Annotated in this window: 23 protein-coding genes; 8 read left to right on the top strand and 15 right to left on the bottom strand. The window is 37.8% G+C overall.

Annotated features, from left to right (window positions below; all coding sequences use genetic code 11):
* Positions 1–3: 3 nt before the first annotated feature.
* The 5 genes from C3V42_RS01725 (at position 4) to gshAB (ending at position 6,049) form a co-directional block, all read left to right on the top strand.
* Entirely contained in the window at positions 4–177 is a 174-nt protein-coding gene (locus C3V42_RS01725; RefSeq protein ID WP_171898282.1) for a Trm112 family protein, read from the top strand.
* 3 nt (positions 178–180) lie between these two features.
* On the top strand, positions 181–945 hold the full coding sequence (gene kdsB / locus C3V42_RS01720) for a 3-deoxy-manno-octulosonate cytidylyltransferase (RefSeq protein ID WP_065264533.1): 765 nt from the start codon (positions 181–183) through the stop codon (positions 943–945).
* A 1-nt stretch (position 946) separates the two neighbouring features.
* Positions 947–2,776, top strand: a complete 1,830-nt coding sequence (gene uvrC, locus C3V42_RS01715) for an excinuclease ABC subunit UvrC (protein WP_005637556.1) — start codon at positions 947–949, stop codon at positions 2,774–2,776.
* Positions 2,777–2,873: 97 nt separating this feature from the next.
* Positions 2,874–3,587 carry a TerC family protein gene (locus C3V42_RS01710; RefSeq protein WP_106013423.1) on the top strand — a complete coding sequence of 238 codons (714 nt, stop codon included), beginning with the start codon at positions 2,874–2,876 and terminating at the stop codon, positions 3,585–3,587.
* 173 nt (positions 3,588–3,760) lie between these two features.
* Positions 3,761–6,049 carry a bifunctional glutamate--cysteine ligase GshA/glutathione synthetase GshB gene (gene gshAB, locus C3V42_RS01705; RefSeq protein WP_106013422.1) on the top strand — a complete coding sequence of 763 codons (2,289 nt, stop codon included), beginning with the start codon at positions 3,761–3,763 and terminating at the stop codon, positions 6,047–6,049.
* Positions 6,050–6,133: 84 nt separating this feature from the next.
* On the opposite strand, the gene gdhA is transcribed toward gshAB, so the two are convergent.
* From gdhA to C3V42_RS01645, 12 genes are all read right to left on the bottom strand, one after another.
* A complete protein-coding gene (gene gdhA, locus C3V42_RS01700; RefSeq protein WP_106013421.1) occupies positions 6,134–7,483 on the bottom strand; it encodes an NADP-specific glutamate dehydrogenase in 1,350 nt (449 codons plus the stop codon).
* Between the two features lie 207 nt (positions 7,484–7,690).
* Entirely contained in the window at positions 7,691–8,713 is a 1,023-nt protein-coding gene (hemB, locus tag C3V42_RS01695) for a porphobilinogen synthase (protein WP_106013420.1), read from the bottom strand.
* A 52-nt stretch (positions 8,714–8,765) separates the two neighbouring features.
* Entirely contained in the window at positions 8,766–9,536 is a 771-nt protein-coding gene (gene tatC / locus C3V42_RS01690; protein ID WP_065264538.1) for a twin-arginine translocase subunit TatC, read from the bottom strand.
* 9 nt (positions 9,537–9,545) lie between these two features.
* The gene (gene tatB, locus C3V42_RS01685; protein WP_065264539.1) at positions 9,546–10,106 is read right to left on the bottom strand and encodes a Sec-independent protein translocase protein TatB; all 561 of its coding nucleotides are present in this window, start codon (positions 10,104–10,106) and stop codon (positions 9,546–9,548) included.
* 2 nt (positions 10,107–10,108) lie between these two features.
* A complete protein-coding gene (gene tatA / locus C3V42_RS01680; protein WP_048954155.1) occupies positions 10,109–10,339 on the bottom strand; it encodes a twin-arginine translocase TatA/TatE family subunit in 231 nt (76 codons plus the stop codon).
* Positions 10,340–10,467: 128 nt separating this feature from the next.
* Positions 10,468–12,495 carry a BCCT family transporter gene (locus tag C3V42_RS01675; RefSeq protein ID WP_164994207.1) on the bottom strand — a complete coding sequence of 676 codons (2,028 nt, stop codon included), beginning with the start codon at positions 12,493–12,495 and terminating at the stop codon, positions 10,468–10,470.
* A 248-nt stretch (positions 12,496–12,743) separates the two neighbouring features.
* Positions 12,744–13,208, bottom strand: a complete 465-nt coding sequence (locus C3V42_RS01670) for an OsmC family protein (protein WP_106013418.1) — start codon at positions 13,206–13,208, stop codon at positions 12,744–12,746.
* Positions 13,192–14,370 (bottom strand): cobalamin-independent methionine synthase II family protein, encoded by a 1,179-nt coding sequence (locus tag C3V42_RS01665; protein WP_106013417.1) that lies wholly within the window; start codon positions 14,368–14,370, stop codon positions 13,192–13,194. The genes C3V42_RS01670 and C3V42_RS01665 overlap by 17 nt, the downstream gene beginning before the upstream one ends.
* 53 nt (positions 14,371–14,423) lie before the next feature.
* On the bottom strand, positions 14,424–15,230 hold the full coding sequence (locus C3V42_RS01660) for a PhnD/SsuA/transferrin family substrate-binding protein (RefSeq protein WP_106013416.1): 807 nt from the start codon (positions 15,228–15,230) through the stop codon (positions 14,424–14,426).
* Between the two features lie 13 nt (positions 15,231–15,243).
* Positions 15,244–16,371 (bottom strand): acyl-CoA dehydrogenase family protein, encoded by a 1,128-nt coding sequence (locus C3V42_RS01655; protein WP_106013415.1) that lies wholly within the window; start codon positions 16,369–16,371, stop codon positions 15,244–15,246.
* Between the two features lie 111 nt (positions 16,372–16,482).
* Entirely contained in the window at positions 16,483–17,271 is a 789-nt protein-coding gene (locus C3V42_RS01650) for a TatD family hydrolase (RefSeq protein WP_106013414.1), read from the bottom strand.
* 54 nt (positions 17,272–17,325) lie between these two features.
* Positions 17,326–17,835, bottom strand: coding sequence for a peptidylprolyl isomerase (locus tag C3V42_RS01645; protein WP_005634038.1), 510 nt, complete (start codon positions 17,833–17,835; stop codon positions 17,326–17,328).
* A gap of 102 nt (positions 17,836–17,937) precedes the next feature.
* Here C3V42_RS01645 and cysS point away from each other — a divergent pair, with 102 nt between their 5' ends.
* Complete coding sequence (gene cysS / locus C3V42_RS01640; protein WP_106013413.1) at positions 17,938–19,317, top strand: cysteine--tRNA ligase; 1,380 nt, start codon at positions 17,938–17,940, stop codon at positions 19,315–19,317.
* Between the two features lie 134 nt (positions 19,318–19,451).
* Here cysS and fur read toward each other — a convergent pair whose 3' ends face one another.
* The 3 genes from fur to C3V42_RS01625 form a co-directional block, all read right to left on the bottom strand.
* Positions 19,452–19,892, bottom strand: a complete 441-nt coding sequence (gene fur, locus C3V42_RS01635; RefSeq protein WP_048954146.1) for a ferric iron uptake transcriptional regulator — start codon at positions 19,890–19,892, stop codon at positions 19,452–19,454.
* A gap of 29 nt (positions 19,893–19,921) precedes the next feature.
* Positions 19,922–20,446 carry a flavodoxin FldA gene (gene fldA / locus C3V42_RS01630; RefSeq protein ID WP_005629135.1) on the bottom strand — a complete coding sequence of 175 codons (525 nt, stop codon included), beginning with the start codon at positions 20,444–20,446 and terminating at the stop codon, positions 19,922–19,924.
* A 98-nt stretch (positions 20,447–20,544) separates the two neighbouring features.
* Entirely contained in the window at positions 20,545–21,327 is a 783-nt protein-coding gene (locus C3V42_RS01625) for an alpha/beta fold hydrolase (RefSeq protein WP_106013412.1), read from the bottom strand.
* Positions 21,328–21,396: 69 nt separating this feature from the next.
* Between C3V42_RS01625 and seqA the strand changes: the two genes are divergently transcribed.
* Both seqA and menE read left to right on the top strand, forming a co-directional pair.
* The gene (gene seqA / locus C3V42_RS01620; protein ID WP_106013411.1) at positions 21,397–22,008 is read left to right on the top strand and encodes a replication initiation negative regulator SeqA; all 612 of its coding nucleotides are present in this window, start codon (positions 21,397–21,399) and stop codon (positions 22,006–22,008) included.
* Positions 22,009–22,010: 2 nt separating this feature from the next.
* A complete protein-coding gene (gene menE / locus C3V42_RS01615) occupies positions 22,011–23,372 on the top strand; it encodes an o-succinylbenzoate--CoA ligase (RefSeq protein ID WP_106014300.1) in 1,362 nt (453 codons plus the stop codon).
* Positions 23,373–23,380: the final 8 nt, after the last annotated feature.

Raw genomic sequence — 23,380 nt, 5'->3', positions numbered from 1 at the left:
AAGATTAATCCTCAGTTGCTTGAAGTGATAGCTTGCCCGCGTTGTTTAGCTCGATTGCAATATGATCAAGAAAATCAACGATTAATTTGTTGTTATGAACAGATTGCTTATCCTATTAAAAATGGTGTGCCAGTGTTGCTTGCCGATAAAGCTGAAATATTAAAGAATAAGGAATAAATTATGTCATTTACCGTGATTATCCCCGCTCGTTTTGCATCAAGTCGTTTGCCAGGAAAACCTCTTGCTGATATTGCGGGTAAGCCAATGATTCAACATGTATTTGAGAAAGCATTGCAGTCAGGGGCGAGCCGAGTGATTATTGCCACCGATAATGAAAATGTGGCTGATGTAGCCAAAAGTTTTGGCGCGGAAGTATGCATGACTTCGGTTAATCATAATTCTGGTACAGAACGTTTAGCGGAAGTTGTAGAAAAATTAGCGATTCCTGACAATGAAATTATTGTCAATATTCAAGGCGATGAGCCTTTGATTCCACCCATTATTGTGCGACAAGTAGCAGATAATTTAGCAAAATTTAACGTAAACATGGCAAGCCTTGCGGTAAAAATTCATGATGCTGAGGAATTATTCAATCCAAATGCAGTGAAAGTGTTAACAGATAAAGATGGCTATGTACTGTATTTTTCCCGTTCGGTTATTCCTTACGATCGTGATCAGTTTATGAATTTACAGGATGTTCAGAAAGTACAGCTTGCGGATGCTTACTTACGTCATATTGGCATTTACGCATATCGTGCGGGGTTCATAAAGCAATACGTGCAATGGGTACCAACTCAACTTGAAAATCTAGAAAAACTTGAACAGCTTCGTGTGTTATATAACGGCGAACGCATTCATGTGGAGCTTGCGAAAGAAGTGCCTGCAGTGGGGGTGGATACTGCTGAAGATTTGGAAAAAGTGCGGGCAATTTTAGCGGCGAATTAAAATGTTTGATGCTAAAAAGTTCTTAGCGGATGTCTCTCACGAACCTGGTGTTTATCGTATGTATGATGATAAAGATCAGGTTATTTATGTTGGGAAAGCAAAGGATTTAAAAAAACGTCTTTCAAGCTATTTTCGTAAAAATCTGAGCAGTAAAAAAACAGAGGCGTTGGTGGCATCAATTCATCATATTGACACCACCTTAACTTCATCTGAAACGGAAGCTTTACTGCTAGAGCATAATTTCATCAAGCTTTATCAGCCTCGTTATAACGTATTATTGCGTGATGATAAATCCTATCCATTTATTTTATTAACCAAAGAACGTCATCCAAGAATCACTTCCTATCGTGGCTCTAAAAAATTTGCGGGTGAATATTTCGGGCCTTATCCGCATGCGGGAGCCGTGCGTGAAACGTTATCACTTTTGCAAAAACTTTTCCCTGTTCGACAATGTGAAAATTCAGTTTATTCCAACCGCTCTCGTCCTTGTTTGCAATATCAAATTGGGCGTTGTTCTGCGCCTTGTGTTCAGGGATATGTTTCTGATGAAGAATATAATCAGCAAGTTGAATTAGCGCGCTTATTTTTGCAAGGCAAAGATCAACAGGTGTTAGATTATTTAATCGGTAAAATGGAGCAGGCAAGCAGAAATTTAGATTTTGAACAGGCGGCTCGTTATCGTGATCAAATTCAGGCGGTACGTTCGGTTATTGAAAAACAATTTGTATCCAATGAGCGTTTAGATGACATGGATATTATGTCTATTGCTTACCAACACGGTTTAGCCTGTGTACAAGTGATGTTTATTCGTCAAGGAAAAGTGCTCGGCAATCGCAGTTATTTCCCAAAAGTACCCGCAAATACGGATTTATCGGAACTTACAGAAACTTTTGTAGGGCAATTTTATTTACAAGGTCATCAAGGACGAAGTATCCCGAATAGTATTATTGTCGATCGTCAATTAGCTGAAAAATCAGAGCTTGAGCAACTTCTTACTGATCAAGCGGGCAGAAAAGTAACGATTCAAGAAAGTGTAAAAGGCGATAAGAGTAAATATTTACAGCTCGCACAGGTTAATGCTAAAGCGGCTTTAAATGTACAACTTAAACAATCTTCACGAATGTCAGAGCGTTATCAAGCGTTGTGCGAGCTGTTAAATCTTCCTGAAATTAAGCGTATGGAATGTTTCGATATAAGCCACACGATGGGAAATCAAACAGTAGCATCTTGTGTTGTTTTTAATCAAGAAGGTCCACTAAAATCTGATTATCGTCGTTTTAATATTGAAGGGATTACTGGCGGGGATGATTATGCTGCGATGGAACAAGCCCTGCAGAAACGTTATGAGCGTGATTTAGAAGAAGATAAAATTCCCGATATTATTTTTATTGATGGTGGAAAAGGGCAATTAAATCGTGCATTGAATGTGTTCCAACATCTTCAAGTAAAATGGGATAAAAATAGACCGCACTTAATTGGCGTGGCAAAAGGTGTGGATCGTCGAGCAGGGCAGGAAGTACTGATTATCAGCAAACAAGACCGCGAAATTCATTTGCCTGATGATAGTTTGGCATTGCATTTGATTCAACACATCCGTGATGAAAGCCATAATCACGCAATAAGCGGGCACCGTAAAAAACGTCAAAAAGCCTTTACACAAAGTGGTTTAGAAACCATTGAAGGTGTGGGTGCTAAACGTCGTCAGGCTTTACTGAAATATCTTGGTGGTTTACAAGGTGTGAAAAAGGCGACCTTAGATGAAATAGCCTCTGTACCTGGAATTTCGCTTAAACTTGCCGAAACGATTTTTGAAACGCTCAAAAATGATTAATCAATTATATCTTAAATGTAAATAACGATTGCTTTTCATCATAAAGCCATTATGATCCGCACTTTCGGATTTATTTAACTCTATTATAGGAAAAATTATGTTTGAATGGATTACTGATCCTGAAGCGTGGATATCACTTGCGACACTTGCTGCTTTGGAGATCGTTTTAGGGGTCGATAATATTATTTTTATTAGTATCCTAGTTGGACGTTTACCTGAACGCCAACGCCAGTCTGGTCGTATTGTTGGACTTGGTTTGGCAATGCTGACAAGAATTTTACTTTTAATGTCTCTAGCGTGGATGATGAAACTTACTGCACCGTTATTTACTGTGTTTAATCAAGAAATTTCTGGGCGTGATTTGATTTTATTAATCGGTGGTTTATTCCTGATTATAAAAAGTGCTGGCGAAATTAAAGAGGCAATCAATCATCAAGACCATCATGAATCGGAAAGAAAAAATAAAGTGAGTTATCTTGGCGTATTAATTCAAATTGCAGTGCTAGATATTGTATTTTCTTTAGATTCTGTGATTACTGCGGTAGGTATGGCAAGCCACCTTCCGGTTATGATTTTGGCGATTATTATTGCCGTTGGCGTGATGATGTTTGCGGCAAAACCAATCGGCGATTTCGTAGATACGCATCCAACCTTGAAAATTCTAGCTTTAGCCTTCTTGGTTTTAGTCGGAATTAGTTTAATTGCAGAAAGTTTAGATATCCACATCCCGAAAGGTTATATCTATTTTGCAATGGGATTCTCTGTTGTGGTCGAAATGATAAATATTCGAATGAGAAAACGGATAAAATAGAAGATTAAAAATAATTTAAGGGCTGAGTTCTGTTATTTGAGGAACTTGGCCCTTTTAGTTTATTTAGTTAATTTTTATATAACTAAATCATCTATTCAGTTCTATTTCAACATAAAGCAGACTCTTTTAGTGTGATATTATTTCAACAAAAGTTTTATTTGAAAGGGTACATAATGAAATTACAACAATGGGTTAAACAATATCAACTAGGTTTACTTTTTCAGCAAGGTCAATTTGGTTTAGAAAAGGAAAGTCAACGTATTGACGATAAGGGAAATATTGTAACGACGCCTCATCCACGTGTATTTGGTAATCGTTCTTATCATCCCTATATTCAAACAGATTTTGCCGAAAGCCAGCTTGAGTTGATTACGCCACCAAATGCTAAACTGGAAGATAGCCTACGTTGGCTTTCTGCAATTCATGAGGTGGTGTTGCGTTCTTTACCTGAAAATGAATACATTTTCCCATTTAGTATGCCAGCGGGATTACCACCAGAAAATGAGATTCAAGAGGCGCAGCTTGATAAACAGGAAGATGTTGAATATCGCGAGCATCTGTCTAAACAATATGGCAAATACAAGCAAATGGTAAGTGGAATTCACTACAATTTCCAACTGTCATCTGAATTTGTGAAAGCTATATTCTTGTTGCAAGATGAATATGCTCATCTTAAAGATTTTCAAAATGCCTTATATATGAAATTAGCTAATAATTTTCTACGCTATCAGTGGATTTTAGTTTATTTACTTGCTGCAAGTCCGACAGTGGAAGCAAATTATTTTTCTCGAAATGGCGTACTTAATTTTCCTTTGAAAGAGGGGCAGTTAGTACGTAGTTTACGTTCTAGTCCCTATGGTTACGTTAATTCATCTAATGTTGTGGTGAATCATGATAACCTTGAAAATTATGTAGAAACATTAGAGTTTCAAGTTAAATCTGGTCATTTGATTGCAGAAAAAGAATTTTATTCTAATGTTCGTTTACGAGGTTCGAAAAAAGCTCGTGAATTGCTAGAAAAAGGCGTTCAATATGCAGAATTTCGTTTGTTTGATTTGAATCCACTTGAGCCATATGGTATCAGTCTAGATGATGCAAAATTTATTCATATTTTCTTATTAGGAATGTTATGGCTTGATGAGACAAGTGGTCAAAAAGAAGTAGAGCTTGGTAAACAAAGATTATATCAAGTATCTCTTGAAGATCCTCGTGAGCAAACAGCATTTAGAGAAGAAGGTGAAGCAATATTAAGCCAAATTATTGATATGTTGAAAATTATCAATGCAGATGAAAGAGCGGTTAAAATTTCGGAAGAAAAATTGGTGCAATTGGCAGAACCAAGTCTAACAGTAAATGGAAAATTGCTCAAAGCGATTGAGCAGGAGGGAAGTTATAAAGCCTTGGGGGTAAAACTTGCGAAGCAATATAAAGCTCAAGCTTTTAAACGTTTTTATGCTTTATCTTCATTTGATAATATGGAACTCTCCACTCAAGCTTTATTATTTGATTTAATTCAAAAAGGTGTTACGACTGAAATTTTAGATGAGAATGATCAATTTCTTGCGCTTAAATTTGGTGAACACCTTGAATATGTTAAAAATGGTAATATGACTAGTCATGATCAATATATCTCTCCATTGATTATGGAAAATAAGGTAGTGACAAAGAAAGTATTATCAAAGGCTGGTTTTAATGTACCAAAAAGCTTGGAATTTACATCGATTGAACAGGCTGTTGCACATTATGCTTTATTTGAAGGACGCGCTGTTGTTATTAAACCAAAATCCACAAATTATGGTTTAGGTATCACAATTTTCAAACAGGGTGTGACACACCGAGATGATTTTGTTAAAGCGATTGAGATTGCTTTTCGCGAAGATAAAGAAGTGATGGTTGAAGATTATTTAGTTGGTACAGAATATCGCTTCTTTGTTTTGGGGGATGAAACGCTTGCAGTGTTGTTGCGTGTACCTGCAAATGTTATAGGTGATGGAAAGAACACGGTACGTGAATTGGTCGAGATAAAAAATGCGGATCCTTTACGGGGAGATGGTTCTCGTTCACCTCTCAAAAAGATCGCTTTAGGTGACATAGAATTATTACAGTTAAAAGAACAAGGATTAACACCTGATAGTGTACCTCAGGCTGGTCAAATTGTTCAGTTACGTGCTAATTCTAATATCAGTACAGGTGGTGATTCTATTGATATGACTGATAACATGCATGAGAGTTATAAACAGATTGCTGTAGGGGTTGCTCATGCAATGGGGGCTAAAGTTTGCGGGGTCGATTTAATTATTCCTGATTTAACAAAACAAGCTGAATCATCCTTAAACTCTTGGGGAGTAATTGAAGCTAATTTTAATCCAATGATGATGATGCATATTTTCCCTTATCAAGGTAAATCAAGAAGATTGACTAAAAACGTCATTAAAATGTTGTTTCCAGATATAGAAATGTAGTATCAAATTAAGTGATAAGAAATAACCGCACTTTAACTAATTAAAGTGCGGTTGATAAGAAACGTTTATGTTGTATGTGTTAAATTAATATACACCCTGAGCCAACATGGCATCAGCAACTTTAACAAAACCTGCAATATTCGCTCCTACCACATAGTTAATATTTTGTTGACCTGCGATAGAACCATATTTTTTGCAGTTAGCATGAATATCTAACATAATACGATGCAATTTGGCATCAACTTCTTCTGCTGTCCAATATAAGCGTTGGGAACTTTGTGCCATTTCTAAGCCAGAGGTCGCTACGCCACCAGCATTGGCTGCTTTACCTGGACCAAATAATACACCAGCCTCTAAGAATGCGTCTGTTGCTTCGATAGTAGTTGGCATGTTTGCACCTTCAGCGACTAATTTCACACCATTTTTAATCAAGGCTTTCGCATCTAAAATCTCTAATTCGTTTTGGGTTGCGCAAGGAAGAGCAATATCGGCTTTCACTTCCCAAGGGCGTTTGCCTGCAAAATATTGAAGACCAAATTGTTTTGCAAATTCTTCTACTCGACCACGTTTTACATTTTTGAGCTCTAATAAAGCCTCTAATTTTTCACGATCAAATCCTTCAGGCAAATACACATAACCTGCTGAGTCTGAACAGGTTACGACTTTCGCACCAAGCTCCATCGCTTTTTCAATCGCATATTGTGCCACGTTACCTGAACCGGAAACTAAAACCGTTTTACCTTGGAAGTTATCCCCTTTCTCAGCAAGCATTGCTTGGGCAAAATAAACCAATCCATAACCTGTTGCTTCTGGGCGAATTAAGCTCCCTCCAAATGAAAGACCACGACCAGTAAACACACAAGCTGCTTGGTTTGATAATTTTTTCATATAGCCTGCAAGATAGCCTACTTCACGACCACCTACACCAATATCACCGGCGGGCACATCGGTATCTGGGCCAACATGACGATACAATTCAGCCATTAAAGCTTGACAGAAACGCATCACTTCAGCATCTGATTTTCCTTTAGGATCAAAATCTGATCCCCCTTTCGCACCACCCATTGGCAATGTGGTTAAGGCATTTTTAAAGATCTGTTCAAAACCTAAGAATTTTAAAATCGATAAGTTAACGGATGGATGAAAACGCATTCCCCCTTTAAAAGGACCAATTGCACTGTTGAATTGCACGCGGAAAGCTCGGTTTACTTGAACTTGGCCTTTATCATCAGTCCATGCCACACGGAATTGGAATGCTCGCTCTGGCTCAACTAAACGCTCTAATAAAGCTTCTGAACGGTATTTAGGGTTTGCTTCCAAGAAAGGCCAGATTGAAGTGAAGACTTCACGAACAGCCTGTAAAAATTCAGGTTGGTGAGCATCTCTTTGAGCGATTTTCCCAAGAAATTCGTCTAATGATGTAATTATTGTCATAATGTGTTTCCTCTATTGATGTTGTATTTTTCTGTATGTATTTGAATCACCCTCTAGATGGGGCTTAGTGACAATATGTAACGAGAGACTTAATATTGCAATATTTATTGTGATAAAAATATAAAAAGAGAATAAAAAAAGCAAGAAAATTAAATTTTCTTGCTTTTTTTAGATGAAATCTAAATTATTAATCATAATATTATGGTTTTACTTATTTTTCCCTTCTAAATAAAGCCATTCTGCGACTTGTTTTGCAAAATAAGTCAAAATTCCGTCGACACCAGCTCGTTTGAAGCAAAGTAGTGATTCCATAATACATTCTTTTTCTTTTAGCCAGCCATTTTGAATGGCTGCCATATGCATTGCGTATTCACCTGAAACTTGATAAGCGAAAGTAGGTACGCCAAAATGTGTTTTTACGCGATACACCATATCTAAGTATGGCATACCTGGTTTTACCATGACCATGTCAGCGCCTTCTTGTAGATCTAATGCGACTTCTTGTAAACCCTCATCTCCATTTGCAGGATCAAGTTGATAAGTTTTTTTATCACCGCCTTTTAAATTACCTGATGAGCCGACAGCATCACGAAATGGTCCATAATAATTAGAAGCATATTTGGCAGAATATGCCATAATTTGTGTGTTAATAAATCCTTTTTCTTCTAATGCTTGTCGAATACGGCCAATACGACCATCCATCATATCACTTGGCGCAACAATATCAGCGCCTGCTTCAGCATGAGAAATAGCTTGTTTGATGAGAATATCAGAGGTGATGTCGTTAAGAACATAGCCGTCTTCATCAATAATTCCATCTTGTCCATGGCTTGTATAAGGGTCAAGTGCAACATCTGTTAATACCCCTAATTCTGGATAAGCATTTTTTAATGCTCGAACTGCGCGTTGTACTAGACCGTTTGAATTATAGGCTTCTTCTGCCATTAGAGATTTTTTATCTTGTTCAATTACAGGAAATAATGAAATGACAGGAACACCATATTTAACTAGCAAACCTGCTTCAATAAGAAGTTGATCGATAGTTAGACGTTCAACACCTGGCATAGAGGGAACAGCCTCACGATAGTTTTTACCTTCAAGAATAAATACCGGATAAATAAGATCGTCTACGGTGAGTTTATTTTCAGCCATTAAACGACGACTAAAATCATGTTTACGTAAACGACGTAGGCGGCGGGTAGGAAATCCTGTAAAAATTTGTTGAGTCATATTATAGTCCTTTTTCTTATATAATGAGAAAGGGGGCGATGCCCCCCAATTATTATTCCATTTTATTTGATTCTTCAGTATTTTCAACCGCACTTTCATCTTCTTTTGGCTGATAAAAACGAGCAACTAATAAACCTAATTCAAATAGAAGAATCATTGGTACAGCAAGTAGCGTTTGTGAAAATACATCTGGTGGGGTTAGAATCATTCCAATAAAAAATGCACCTACAATGATATAAGGGCGTTTTTCAGAAAGGGCCTTTACCGTTGTTACACCTGTCCAACAAAGTAAAATAATAGCAATTGGGACTTCAAAACAGACGCCAAAAGCTAAAAATAATGCCAATGCAAAATCTAAATAACTACTAATATCTGTGGCAATTGCGACACCTTCAGGCGCAGTTTGGGTAAAAAAGCTAAATACAAAAGGAAACACTACATAATAAGCAAAAGCCACCCCACAATAAAAAAGAATAGTGCTTGAAAATAACAATGGGTAAATCATTCTTTTTTCATGTTGGTATAGAGCTGGTGCAACAAATGCCCAAACCTGGTAGAGCAAATAAGGAACGGAAATAAATACTGCGACTATTGCCGTTAATTTAATAGGCGTAAAGAAGGGCGTTTGAATATTTGTTGCGATCATTGTTGCGCCTTTTGGCATAACGTTAGTTAAGGGAGCTGCAACAAAATGATAAATATCATTTGAAAAATAAACGAGCGCAACAAATACCAATGCAACGCAAATCACACTGCGTAAAAGACGGTTTCTTAATTCAACAAGGTGTGTAATTAGGGGTTGAGATTCATCCACATTACTCATACAAATTCCCTATAATTCAGATTTTTTCGATTGAGATTTCGATACAGGTATGACTTCAATATCATCTGGAGGATAGTAATCAGATAGGCGTTCTGTGAGTTCTGCCTGCTCGTGAGCATCAAGCGTGGTTAAATCAGTAAGTTGATTTTCTTCTTTCGGCAAAATTTCTGATGAATCCAGTGCTACTACAGCATCTTTGGATTTGTCCCCATTTTCTGCCGCATTTTTAATTTCTTTGATTTGTTCTTCTACTGTCGTGCCTGCTTCAGCAGCTTTGGCTTCCAGCTCGGATTTCATTTTATCTGCTTGTGCTTTTAATTCTTCTACCGTTTTACTTAATTCTGGAGAAAGTGTTTGTAAATTTAAAGATTCAGCTTTTTTAATGCTATCTTGTAATTCTTGTAATTTTAGTTCTTGTTTTAATTCGTTTTGCACATTGGCAGCTAAGCCGCGAATGGTTTTTACCCAACCCATAACTGTACGAATAGCCACGGGCAAACGCTTAGGGCCTAGCACCACTAAGCCCACCAGCATCAATAAAACAAGTTCGGAAAAACCAATATCAAACACGGTTATGCCTGTTCTTTATTTTTTACAGTTTCAGTTTTTTCAGAGGTTGTCGTAGCGTCTTTAATTTGGGTAAACTCAGCATCTTTTTTAGGCTCGTCATCAGACATTGCTTTTTTAAAACCTTTTACTGCTGCACCAAGATCAGAGCCCGCATTGCGTAACTTTTTAGTACCAAATACTAATAAAATCACGACTAATAAAATAATCATTTGTGCTGGGGATAAACCAAACATAGAAAAACTCCGTTAGAATTAAATTGAAAATTTGGGCTTGAATATACTCTTTTTATGCATTGGCCTCAAGAGGTAATTTTAAAAGTGCGGTCAAAAAGAAGGTTATTTTCAACCGCACTTTAGTCTTATTATTCAGCCAGTTCTGTTTGCTCGTGCGCCATCAATTCTTGCCCCACATCATCTAACAAACTTAAGTAGCGTTCATAATGTTTCAACATATCAGCAATCAATTCGTCTTGATCCATATATTGCACATCATAACCCACTCGACCATCAAAGAAATAGGTGTATGGCTCATAGGTCATGCTATGTTGGATATGTGGCAAGTTATCATCATTGATTAATTGCTCTGATACCTCGCGACCAATAGATTTTACCCCGTACATAAAGTCTCGCATCAACTCTTTCTGAATGACTAACTCGACTGCAGGTTCATCTTGATCAAATAACGTGTTAATTTGCACGCTCAAGTCATATTTGCCAATCAACTCTTGACGTAATTCTCGCATAGCCGGTAATACCGTATGTTTAAGGAAATGTAAAATATCTTTTTCTTGTGTTTGGTTCATCATTTGTTCCAAGCGTTCTTTCCACTTATCTCCCGTCCAGAAAATACTGGTTGGATTAACTTTGGTATCAAAATATTTTTTGTCCGCATTCAAGCCTTTCCATAAACTAAAACACATCAATAACATCAACGTTGCGAAAGGTAACGCCACTAACAAGGTCATTGCCTGTAGATTAGCTAAGCCACCTGATTGCATTAAAACAATTGCGACGACTGACATTAATACACCCCACATCACGGCCTGCCAACGAGGTGCTGCAAGGCTTTTATCGCGTGATGCAATGTTATTTAATACATAAATACCGGAGTCTGCCGAGGTGATAAAGAATAAAGAAATCACCACCAAACTCACTAAACCGGTCACACTAGAAAGCGGTAAATAATCTAAGAATTTAAAAAGCAACGTTTCAGGTGAGGAAATCATTTGTCCTAACGTACCTGCAGCTTCACCATCATTCAACCAAATGGCCGTATTACCAAATACGGTAAACCACAAGATACCGAACATGCTAGGAATTACCAGCACGCCAAAAATAAATTCGCGAATGGTACGTCCTTTCGAGATACGCGCAATAAATAAACCTACAAATGGCGCCCAAGAACACCACCATGCCCAATATAGAATTGTCCAACCGCTAAACCAGTCAGTATGTTCTTGTTCATACACATAGGTTTTGAAGCTTAATTGTACTAAATTGCTGAGATAAGTTCCGATGTTGTCGCTAAAAGCAGATAATAAATAAAGTGTCGGTCCCGCCACTAACACGAAAATCAACAAACAGAAAGCTAGTGTTAAATTCAGCTCACTTAAGATTTTTACCCCTTTTCCTACGCCAGAAATCGCGGAAAATGTCGCCAAAGTCATCACCACAGCAATCACAATAATTTGCAAGCTGAAGTTATTTTCACTAATCCAGCCTAATTGATGTAAGCCTGCACCCAATTGTGATGCTCCAAAACCTAATGTCGTGATAACACCAAATAAGGTGGCAAGTAACGCCATAATATCGATAAGATCGCCTAACTTGCCATTAATACGCTCTTTCAATAACGGATAGAAACAAGAACGTAATGCCAAAGGTAATTTGTAACGGAATCCAAAGTAAGCCAATGCCAACGCAATCGTGCCATACACCGCCCACGCATGAATTCCCCAGTGGAATAAGGTGTGTAACAAGGCCTCTTGTTGTTTTTGTTCTGCTGTACCCGCGGTAATATCAGATAAATAATGCGTTAAGGGTTCGGCTACACCAAAGAACATCAACCCTACACCCATGCCGGCAGCAAATAACATTGCCAACCAAGAGAGAAAACCGAATTCAGGCTCTTCTTCATCATTGCCTAATTTGATATTACCTAGGCTACTGACCGATAAAATGACTAAAAAGCCCAAAAATACTGAGAATGCTAATACGTAAAACCAGCTAAAGTTGGCAAAAATGCCCGATTTGGCGGCATTTAATAAAGTTTGCGTTTGTTCCGGAGCGATTAAAATCATCGCAACGAGTAACACCACAAAAAATAACGTTGCACCAATCACTAAAGGATTGAACGACGTTTGCTTTTCCATAAATTTAGATAAAGACAACGCTTCCCCCTTAAAATTAAGTGAATAAAAATAAAATCAGATTAAATAAAACAAGGCCTTAAGCCCTAAATGGTGCGATGGAACCATCGCAAATGACAGCACGGAGAAGTGCGATTTTGAAGGAAACGCTCAGTAGAATATGAAGGATTGTTTCCAAAATTTCATTTATTATATCAAAAAGTAATAATTATTTCAAATTAAAAAAATATCGATGGTGTTTAAGTTGTATTTTTGACTAATATAATGAATTACAACACTTGCTCAAACAAGACGGTAAAAGAAAACGTTTTATTTAATGTGTTATAGATAAAACAATTCCTTAATGCAGTTTGAGTGAGGTGATCAAATGTTTGATCATCTAAATCAGATGAAATAAAAATCTTGATTTTACAATCTGTTATTTGGGGTTGTTCATTATAACCGCGAACGCCCAGTAAGGTTAAAGGATTGGCGAGGTTGAGCCAAATTTTTCCTTCCATTTCTACAATATCGGCACGTTGTTGAGCAAAATGGGCTTTTACACTGCTCAAAATTCCACCTAAAATAGAAACAGCGAAATAATCCACCGCACTTTTTTGTAACGATTGGTTATCAAAATTGACTTGTGAATAGAGCGAAATACTGTCATTCGGTGTGAATAATTTAATTTCTTCTCCGCGTAATACGGCTCGATATTTCGCTGTAAAACATTCACTTTCAGGTACGTGATACATAACGTTCCCTCAATATTGATTTTGCTTCATTTAATACATTAAGTTTGGCTTCAATAATGTCAAAACCATTTAAAGGACGGTTAGAAAAAGTGGCAAATCCACAATCTGGGTTTAGCCAAATTTGCTCTGGTGGAAGGTAATTTAAGGCTTTTTCCGCTCGTTGAACAATCTGTGCTACGGTTTCTACTTCATCAGAACGAGGATTGATGACGCCTAAGCCTAAAATACATTTTTGTCTTAAGATTTCACTTTCTAATAACGAACTCAACTCTCCCGCTCTTGGCGTAGAAAATTCGAGTATTAAAATATCAGGTAATGCCGATTCAAATAAATCCACTAGTGATGTATAAGGCCCGCGCAGTAATACGCTTTCATCTTTGCTCCAGTTGCCTCGGCATACATGTAATGCGGTTTTGATATTTTTATTTCTTGCATACTCAAAGATTTGAGTAATTAAACTTTTCGCAAATTGTAGTTCCGATGCAAAATCTTGTTTTTCGCTTAATGCGGCACACATAAATGAACGTGTTTGATGATGGCTAAAAATAACTTCTGTCAAAACAGGCTCATCAAATTGAACAACACTTACGCCTAGTTCACATAAATGATCAATTTCTTGTTTTAAGATAGCAACAACATCTTTCGCCATTTCTTCTTTTGAAGAATAATGTTTCCCTGACACAGGCGAAAGCCACATCGAGCGAGCCATTAAGTAAGGCCCTGGCAAGGTTGCTTTAATTGGTTGCTTGGTTAGATTTTTTAGTAGCAACATTTCATCTGCGACTAAAGATTGTTTGTAGCTGATTTTTCCCACGCAAATAGCATTTTTTATGGAAAGTGCGGGAACATCCAAGGTTTCTAGCATTGACTCAAAAATTTGCTTTTCTTTAATGTGATCAAGTATTTCACTCATGCTCATTAAGGTCGCGCCTTGAATTTTTTGTGCAATAAAAGAAAGGTAATTGTCACGAAGTAATTCACCACTCGTGATAATATCAATGCCAGTACGTTGTTGAAGTTCGACAATTTGCTTTGTTTCTTGAACAACGATTTGCTCCAGCTCTGCTGTGGTTATTTTGCCGAGTGAATGTTTTTTACGCGCCATCAAAAGTGCTTGGCTACGAGGCATTGAGCCTAAAAGGGAAGTTGTGAAAGGTTTCATAGAAAATCCACAATGATGGGCGTTTATTACACGCCCATCATGACATATTGATCTTAAAAGAATTTTAAATATTCATTGGCAGCTTGTAATTGAGCAAAACCTTTTGTTCTACCCGCAACCCAACGTTTTAATCCTTCCAAATCCATCATTTCTTTATGTTCTGGATTGTTGTAATCCATTTTGAACAAGGTTTCGGTGAATGCATTGAATTTGGTTTCATCTAATCCCACGCGCCCACTGAAAATACAATGGTCAAATGATGGTGTTTTTACAAGTACTCGAACTGTTGCTGGATCGAGCGTGCCATCTTTTGTCCAACGTTCAAAGTTGAAATCTAACATCCATGTTGCAGAGACTTGGCGATCTTTTAATGCATTAGCTGCATCTAATTCACCGCCTACATGATCGCCGTGCAAACCAACACCCACATCAAAGCGTTTTTCTACATAATCTTGACCAAACTCTAAGCCATGTTGATGTAAAAACTCGATTGGAATTAACCGCGCTTGTGGGGAATCAATTGCACCAAAAGCAATAGTTTTATTTTTTAAATCTTCAATCGATTGGATAGTTGGATCATTAACAACTAAATAGCTTTGACGATCTTGGTCGGTATCACGCATGGCACCATTTAAGGTTTTACCCCCACTACGTAAGTAACCATCTAGCCAAGCAAGAGGAGAATTCCACGCCACATCAATTTCATTATTGAGTAACGCATCAACTTGTCCTTTGTAGTCTTTGAAATACACGGGTTCAATAGGGAAACCTTCTTTTTCGAAAAAGTCTGCAATAATGCCCCAAATCACTGTCACTTGTGGGGCGTAGATTACCGCCCCAATTTTTAATTTCTCACTCATTTTTCACCGCACTTTATGGAATTTGTTGACCTGTAATGGCTTTACCTAACCAAATATTTAGTACATCGACACTTGGCGCCATCACTTGGCTTGCTAATGCATCGCGTAAATAGCGTTCCATTGGCCCAATTTTGTTATAAGCCTTGCCACCGCCAATACGCATACCAATTTGTGCAAGAGTAATCGCGTTTTCGCTCGCGAGAATTCGGGCAGCTAATAATTTAGCCAATGCATCTGCATCACCTTCTGTGGCTGCACGAGCCGCATTTCGCGTAGCGCATACAGCCGCATTCGTATTTGCATAGATTTTAGCTAAGTGAATTTGCACGGTTTCGATTTCAGCTAATGCAGTGCCCGATGTGTATTTACGGTGTGTTGAATGTTTAATTGCCTCAGTAAGCACGGCTTTACATACGCCGCTATAGACAGCTGCCAAACCACAAATAAAGGCTGGTGCAATGCCACCAAATACTTGTTCTGCGCCTGTGCCAACCTCGCCAATACGCCAGTTACGATCTAATGGCATATCGGTCATGCGCATAAAGCAAGAGACATTGCTACGCATACCTAAGCCATTCCAGCTATCGGCTTCAAAAGTTAAGCCTTGAGTGCCAAGTGGAAGCACCCAGTTATCAATAGTTTCACCATTTTCGGAAGGCAAAAGCGCTAAATAATAAGAAGCATAATTGCCCGATGTCACCATGGATTTTAAGCCATTGAATACTGCATGTTCAGCATTAAATTGTGCGGTTGCATCGGTAATATAGAAGTGAGTACCTGTGCCTAATTCACTATAGGCGAGTGCGGCAAAGGTTTGATTTTGAACAATGTCAGAAAAGATTTTTTGTTTGAGTTGATCGCTGCCGAATAGATTTAAACAATTCACTGCAACATTACTCATCATGTAACAGAGACCAGCAGAGGCTGAACTTTCTGCTAACGCCATACAGACTTCAGCATGTTCTTTCAGGGTTAATCCCATTCCGCCGTATTCTTTCGGAATTAAAAGTGAAAACCAACCGGCTTTACCTAATTCCTTAAATGCCTGAACAGGAAATTCTTTTTTTTGATCGAGTTCGTCGGCGTAAGGCTCAATAAACTGTTCCGCTAACTTTCTCACCTGAGTATAGATTTGCGACATAATATATCCTTATTGTGTGTTGAGAAAAACTTTCTACAAGGCGGATATTATTATGCTCAGTTTCTTTTTTCTAGTATTTAATTCAAAATAATTTCAGTAATGTGACGTGGATCAAGAAAAAATCTGGCAAGCATTTTCCCATGTGACTTTTTTAATCAATTCAGCAGGTTCATTTCTTAAGGCGCAAAGGGCTTTGAAACTTTCCACAATACGCTCTGGTCGATTAGGTTGGCCTTGAAAACCAAATACAGGCATATCTGGACTGTCTGTTTCCAACACTAAGGCATCAAGTGGTAGTTTTGCAATCGCTTGACGAGTTTTATTGGCGCGTTCATAAGTGATAGTGCCGCCAACCCCGATTTTATAACCTAAATCAACAAAGCGTTTTGCTTGATCGTAGCTTCCTGAAAAACCGTGTACCACGCCAAGTTTAGATAATGGAATACGTTTTAAAAAAGTAAAAATTTGATCATGGGTTTTTCGACTGTGAATATTGACGGGTAAATTAAATTGTTTTGCCAAATAAAGTTGGCTTTCAAAAAAATGACATTGCTTTGCCCAAAGTTCATCGGTGAGCAAATCAGGAATCGCGCATTCCAAACCAATTTCTGCCACCGCCGTGCAATTTGCATCACGATTTTTTAAGGCTTGTTCTAACAGAATTAAATCATTTTCGGCGTGATCTTTAATATAAAGAGGATGTAACCCAAGCCCATAGCATAAATTATCAGGAAAAAGTGCGGTCATATTTTGGATTGTTTTAAAATCAGTTTCTTTCACCGCCACAATCAGTATTTTTTGCACATCGGCTTGCTTAGCATTATCAATAAGCTGTGACAAAGGTTCCCCTGTAAATTGTTGGAGATAATCGAGATGTGTGTGAGTGTCGAAGAAAGGCATGAGCATTTTCCTTTGGGTCGATAAAAAATGGCGGAATTCATCCGCCATTCACCATTATTCTACTGAAACCGATGTAATCACTACATCTTCGGTTGGAACATCTTGATGAAAGCCTTTGTTGCCTGTTTTCACTTTTTTGATTTTATCAACAACATCCATGCCTTCAACCACTTCACCAAATACTGCATAGCCCCACTCTTGAACGACTTCGCGGCCAAACATTTCTTTTGAACGATAATTTAAGAAATCATTGTCTGCCACGTTAATGAAAAATTGTGCGGTCGCTGAATGTGGATCTGAAGTGCGAGCCATTGCAATGGTTCCACGTTTGTTACTTAAACGATTGTTCGCTTCATTTTGGATTGGTGCTTTAGTTGCTTTCTCGCGCATACCGCTTTCCATACCGCCGCCTTGAATCATAAAGCCATCAATAACACGGTGAAAAATTGTGTTATTATAAAAACCGTCTTTGCAGTAATTTAAGAAGTTTTCTGCTGTAACTGGAGCTTTATCAAAATCCAATTTAATTTTAATGTCGCCAAAGTTTGTGTGTAACGTAACCATTTTGTTTTCCTTCTGAAAAATTAAGGGTCGTATTATTCCACAATCGAGGTAAAAGTGCTATAAAAGTGCGGTTTGTTTTTATTTCATTTTACGAGCTTAAAAATGCTAAAAATTTTCAATACCTTAACGAGAGAAAAAGAAATCTTTAAACCTATCCACGAAAATAAAGTGGGAATGTATGTTTGTGGCGTCACTGTTTATGATTTATGCCATATCGGTCATGGACGCACTTTTGTGTGTTTTGATGTGATTGCTCGTTATTTACGTTCTTTGGATTACGATTTAACTTATGTGCGTAATATCACTGATGTGGACGATAAAATCATTAAACGTGCATTAGAAAACAAAGAAACCTGCGATCAACTTGTGGATCGTATGGTACAGGAAATGTATAAAGATTTTGATGCACTTAATGTCTTACGCCCTGATTTTGAGCCTCGTGCGACGCATCATATCCCTGAAATTATTGAGATTGTGGAAAAACTGATTGCACGTGGTCATGCTTATGTCGCGGATAATGGCGATGTGATGTTTGATGTAGAAAGCTTCAAAGAATATGGCAAATTATCTCGTCAAGATCTTGAGCAATTACAAGCTGGTGCACGTATTGAAATCAATGAAATCAAGAAAAATCCAATGGATTTCGTGCTTTGGAAAATGTCGAAAGAAAACGAACCAAGTTGGGCTTCTCCTTGGGGCGCAGGTCGTCCAGGTTGGCACATTGAATGTTCCGCAATGAACTGCAAACAGCTTGGCGAGCATTTTGATATTCACGGTGGTGGCTCTGATTTAATGTTCCCTCACCACGAAAATGAAATTGCACAATCTTGCTGTGCGCATGGTGGCCAATATGTGAATTATTGGATCCATTCTGGCATGATTATGGTGGATAAAGAAAAAATGTCGAAATCTCTCGGCAATTTCTTCACAATTCGTGATGTATTAAATCACTATAATGCAGAGGCAGTACGTTATTTCTTATTAACGGCACATTATCGTAGCCAGCTCAATTACAGCGAAGAAAACTTGAATTTAGCACAAGGTGCATTGGAACGTTTATACACGGCTTTACGCGGAACAGATCAAAGTGCGGTTGCTTTTGGCGGAGAAAATTTTGTAGAAACTTTCCGTGAAGCAATGGATGATGATTTTAATACGCCAAATGCACTTTCTGTTTTATTCGAAATGGCGCGTGAAATTAACAAGTTAAAAACAGAAGATGTTGAGAAAGCCAATGGACTTGCCGCGTGTTTGCGTGAATTGGGTGCGATTTTAGGCTTACTTCAACAAGATCCAGAAAAATTCTTACAAGCTGGTTCTGACGATGATGAAGTGGCAAAAATTGAAGCACTCATCAAACAACGCAACGAAGCGCGAGCGGCTAAAGATTGGCCTGCCGCAGATGCAGCACGTAATGAATTGACAGCTATGGGCATAGTATTAGAAGATGGTCCGAATGGGACAACTTGGCGTAAGCAATAACAAGTTTATTGCCTATCGAATCACATTTAGATTCAAAAACTGACCAATGAAGTAGGTTAGAGAAGCGATTTGGTATTTTTATTGAAATTGATAAATGGAAAAAATAAAGGCGACTTTTAGTCGCCTTGCTGAAATTATTTATTTGAGTTTTCATCACATTTATTGATGTCACTACACTTACCGTAAAGGTATAAACTGTGAGCTTTTAATTTAATACCATATTGTTCGCTAATTTCGCGTTGGCGTTGCTCAATAATATTATCTGTGAATTCAAATACTTTTCCGCAATCCTCGCAGATAATGTGATCGTGGTGCTCGACCGGAGCTAATTCAAATACTGATTTATTTCCTTCAAAATTATGACGGATTAAAATGTGTGCTTCGTCAAATTGATTAAGTACACGATAAACCGTTGCAAGCCCAATTTCACTACCTTGTTCAAGTAAAATCTTATATACATCTTCTGCAGAAAAATGCTCATTTTTGTGATTTTGCATTAAAGCAAGAATCGTTAAACGAGGTTCAGTGATTTTTAATCCAGCTTTTTTAAGTAATTTAATGTTTTCTTCAGACATAAAGTTCCCTTCCTTTTATGTGAAAAATTCTAAGCGAGCTCGGCTAAACACATTTCATCGTAAATTTGTTTACACCATTTTTCTACACGTTCTGCAGTGAGTTCAGGTTGGCGATCTTCATCAATACACAACCCAATGAAAGTTCCATCTTCTAATAATGCTTTTGATGCTTCAAAAGTATAACCTTCAGTTGGCCAGTTACCCACAATGATTGCGCCCCGCGGTTCTACGATGTCACGCACGGTGCCGATAGCATCACAGAAATAATCAGCATAGTCTTCTTGATCTCCACAGCCGAAAATACCTACGAGTTTATCTGTAAAATCAATTTCTTCTAGCGTTGGGAAAAAATCATCCCAGTCAGCTTGTGCTTCACCGTAATACCAAGTCGGAATACCGAAAAGTAAGAAATCGTATGCTTCAATATCTTCTTTGCTACTTTTGGCAATATCACGAATATCGATTAAGTCATTACCTAATTGTTTTTGGATCATTTTCGCGATGTTTTCGGTATTGCCTGTGTCACTGCCATAAAATAGACCAACAACTGCCATTTTTCTTTCCTTTTAAAATTTAACGTATTGATTATAAATAGGGGATATACCCTAAATTATGTGGGAGTATACTACAAAAGTATTCTCATTTAAATTAATTAATTCTTATTTACAAATCGCTCTATCGCACGTATAACAAATTCAGGTTTTTCAGCATGCACCCAATGCCCACAACCACTAATAGTAAAAGACGTCGCATGAGGAAATTGTTCTAAAATTTTTTCGCTATTCTCTATTTTTATATAAGAAGAATTTCCGCCTTTGATAAACAACGTCGGCGTGAGTACATGCACCTTTTCCCAATCCATAATGTTAGCGTAATTGTTGAAAAGTGCGGTGAGATTAAATCGAAAATAATCAGGTGAATTGGGTTCAAAAGATTTCAGCATAAATTGCACGACATCCTGATCATCAATTTCTTTTTCTAAGAGCGGTTTAGCCTCTTGACGAGTTTTAGGGGCTGCATTTTTGACAGCGAACAAGCCATTAAACACATCTTGATGTCCAAATCCTTCGTAAGGTAGGGGAGATATATCAATTACAATTAATTTTTCGACTAATTCTGGGCAAAGTGCGGTGATTTTCATGGCGGTTTTTCCCCCCATAGAATGGCCAATTAATATCACTTTGGGTAAATTCAAGTGGCGGATTACGGCAATAACATCTTCAGCCATAAGTTGATAATTCATTTTTTCCGAATGAAAACTATGGCCGTGATTACGCAGATCTACGCGTAAAATATTGTGATTTTCGCTAAAAGCTCTGGCGATGATGCCAAGGTTGTTCATATCCCCGAATAAACCGTGAATAAAAACTAAAGTTGGAGAATTAATCGCTTGTTTTACTTGATGAAATTGATAATTGAGCAATGAATTTGCCATAATTTTTGCGTGAGAATTTGTAAAGAAGTAGTTATAATTAAAAAAATTCTAGCAAACAGAGAGAAAAAAATGAAGATCATTGAAGTTGATGAAGAATTATACCAATACATTGCTAGCCAAACCCGCTCTATTGGGGAAAGTGCTTCGGATATTTTACGCCGTTTGCTTAATTTACCGGCACATGCGAGTGTTTTCGCTGATGATTTAACATTTGCTCCGGCTGAAAATAACGAAAAAACAGAATCAAAAGTAGAAGTACAGCCCGAACCTGCTAAGTCAGAAAGTGTAAAACCGACGAAAAAACAGCCGATAACTGCAATTAATCAGATCGTAGAAAAAGTTCAAACTCTATTAAACTCGACAGAATTTCAAGAAGAAGGCAAAGCTGTTACCCGTTTCTTAGCTATTCTGCGCGTGCTTTATCGCACTAATCCTGAGAGTTTTGCGCAAGCCACAGAATCTTTACAAGGCCGCACTCGAGTTTATTTTGCGCGCGACGAAGCAACATTATTAATGACAGGCAATCATACAAAACCAAAACAAATTCCAGATACGCCTTATTGGGTTATCACTAACACAAATAGTGGTCGTAAAATGCTGATGTTGGAAGGCGCAATGCAATCAATGGATTTGCCTGAAAGTTTAATTGACGAAGTGCGGGCATATTTCACGGTAAATTAATGATGTATCCTTGGCAAGCGTTTGCTATCCAACCTAAGTTTTCTCATAAAATCGCCTTGCGCACTGTACAGGGCGATGTTTTTAATTGGGCTCAAGTAGCCGAGAAAGTGAACCAAGTTATTTCCTTTTTACAAAATAAAGGTGTAAATCCTGAAAGTGCGGTTGCTTTTGTCGGAAAAAATACAGAAAACATTTTATTTTTATATCTTGCTACAATCCAACTGGGTGCAAAAATTTTAGGTATTAACCCTGCGTTTCCTCAAGAAAAAATTACAGAATTGTGTGATGTTCATCACATCGATTTTTGTTTTTATGATGAAGATTTGAGGGATTTTCCAAAAGCTGACGTAGTTATACAAAAAGCTGATTTCTTTCGCTCTGCAACAATGACGCTCACGTCTGGCTCGACAGGTTTGCCAAAAGCGGTAGTACATAATGTTCAAGCGCATTTAGATAATGCGAAGGGCGTATGTGAATTGATGAAGTTCGATAGCGTACATTCTTGGCTACTTTCGTTGCCGTTATATCATGTTTCAGGTCAAGGTATTGTTTGGCGTTGGTTGAGTTGTGGCGCTGAATTGCATTTTCCGAAAACGGATTTTTACGCTTCATTATTGGAGGCGACTCACGTTTCTCTTGTGCCAACGCAATTACAGCGTTTATTAGATTATTTACAGGAAAATCCGAGCATTTCATTCGCTACGCGTCATATTTTACTGGGTGGTGCGCATATTCCGACAGAACTTACACAAAAAATGGTGAAATATGGTGTCGAAACGTATTCTGGTTACGGAATGACGGAAATGGCTTCTACGGTTTTTGCCAAACAATCTGATAAAAAACAAGGCGTAGGGCAACCGTTATTAGGTCGAGAATATCGTTTGGTGGATGATGAAGTTTGGCTAAAAGGTGCGGGTTTGGCGATGGGGTATTGGAAAGATCGACAAATTTTTCCATTAACGAATGAAGACGGCTGGCTTCAGACAAAAGATAAAGGCATTTTGCAAGAGGGCGAACTGGTTATTATCGGACGACTTGATAATATGTTTATTTCAGGCGGTGAAAATATTCAGCCAGAAGAAATAGAGCAAGTGATGCTGAAAAATGCTATGGTGAAACAAGTTTTTGTTTTACCCAAAGCCGATCATGAATTTGGCTATCGCCCAGTCGCGATTGTTGCTTTGAATGAACCCTTTAATCAAAGTGCGGTCGAAAAACTCACTGAATTTTTACAAGATAAATTGGCTCGCTTTAAACAGCCAATAGCTTATTATGAATTGCCTGTAGATTTATCTGCTGGCGCAATAAAAATATCACGTAAAGTGCTTGCCGATTGGTTAGCAAAACAAATAAACGAACAATAAAAAATACA

It is taken from the genome of Haemophilus sp. oral taxon 036 (assembly GCF_002998595.1).
GTDB lineage: Bacteria > Pseudomonadota > Gammaproteobacteria > Enterobacterales > Pasteurellaceae > Haemophilus > Haemophilus haemolyticus_K.
This window is presented reverse-complemented; position numbering and strand designations above follow the sequence as displayed.

Excerpts from the sequence above, each read along its gene's own strand:
- kdsB (WP_065264533.1), top strand. The coding sequence starts at position 181 with ATGTCATTTACCGTGATTATCCCCGCTCGTTTTGCATCAAGTCGTTTG.
- uvrC (WP_005637556.1), top strand. The coding sequence starts at position 947 with ATGTTTGATGCTAAAAAGTTCTTAGCGGATGTCTCTCACGAACCTGGT.
- C3V42_RS01710 (WP_106013423.1), top strand. The coding sequence starts at position 2,874 with ATGTTTGAATGGATTACTGATCCTGAAGCGTGGATATCACTTGCGACA.
- gshAB (WP_106013422.1), top strand. The coding sequence starts at position 3,761 with ATGAAATTACAACAATGGGTTAAACAATATCAACTAGGTTTACTTTTT.
- gdhA (WP_106013421.1), bottom strand. The coding sequence starts at position 7,483 with ATGACAATAATTACATCATTAGACGAATTTCTTGGGAAAATCGCTCAA.
- hemB (WP_106013420.1), bottom strand. The coding sequence starts at position 8,713 with ATGACTCAACAAATTTTTACAGGATTTCCTACCCGCCGCCTACGTCGT.
- tatC (WP_065264538.1), bottom strand. The coding sequence starts at position 9,536 with ATGAGTAATGTGGATGAATCTCAACCCCTAATTACACACCTTGTTGAA.
- tatA (WP_048954155.1), bottom strand. The coding sequence starts at position 10,339 with ATGTTTGGTTTATCCCCAGCACAAATGATTATTTTATTAGTCGTGATT.
- C3V42_RS01670 (WP_106013418.1), bottom strand. The coding sequence starts at position 13,208 with ATGTATCACGTACCTGAAAGTGAATGTTTTACAGCGAAATATCGAGCC.
- C3V42_RS01665 (WP_106013417.1), bottom strand. The coding sequence starts at position 14,370 with ATGAAACCTTTCACAACTTCCCTTTTAGGCTCAATGCCTCGTAGCCAA.
- C3V42_RS01660 (WP_106013416.1), bottom strand. The coding sequence starts at position 15,230 with ATGAGTGAGAAATTAAAAATTGGGGCGGTAATCTACGCCCCACAAGTG.
- C3V42_RS01655 (WP_106013415.1), bottom strand. The coding sequence starts at position 16,371 with ATGTCGCAAATCTATACTCAGGTGAGAAAGTTAGCGGAACAGTTTATT.
- C3V42_RS01650 (WP_106013414.1), bottom strand. The coding sequence starts at position 17,271 with ATGCCTTTCTTCGACACTCACACACATCTCGATTATCTCCAACAATTT.
- C3V42_RS01645 (WP_005634038.1), bottom strand. The coding sequence starts at position 17,835 with ATGGTTACGTTACACACAAACTTTGGCGACATTAAAATTAAATTGGAT.
- cysS (WP_106013413.1), top strand. The coding sequence starts at position 17,938 with ATGCTAAAAATTTTCAATACCTTAACGAGAGAAAAAGAAATCTTTAAA.
- fur (WP_048954146.1), bottom strand. The coding sequence starts at position 19,892 with ATGTCTGAAGAAAACATTAAATTACTTAAAAAAGCTGGATTAAAAATC.
- fldA (WP_005629135.1), bottom strand. The coding sequence starts at position 20,446 with ATGGCAGTTGTTGGTCTATTTTATGGCAGTGACACAGGCAATACCGAA.
- C3V42_RS01625 (WP_106013412.1), bottom strand. The coding sequence starts at position 21,327 with ATGGCAAATTCATTGCTCAATTATCAATTTCATCAAGTAAAACAAGCG.
- seqA (WP_106013411.1), top strand. The coding sequence starts at position 21,397 with ATGAAGATCATTGAAGTTGATGAAGAATTATACCAATACATTGCTAGC.
- menE (WP_106014300.1), top strand. The coding sequence starts at position 22,011 with ATGTATCCTTGGCAAGCGTTTGCTATCCAACCTAAGTTTTCTCATAAA.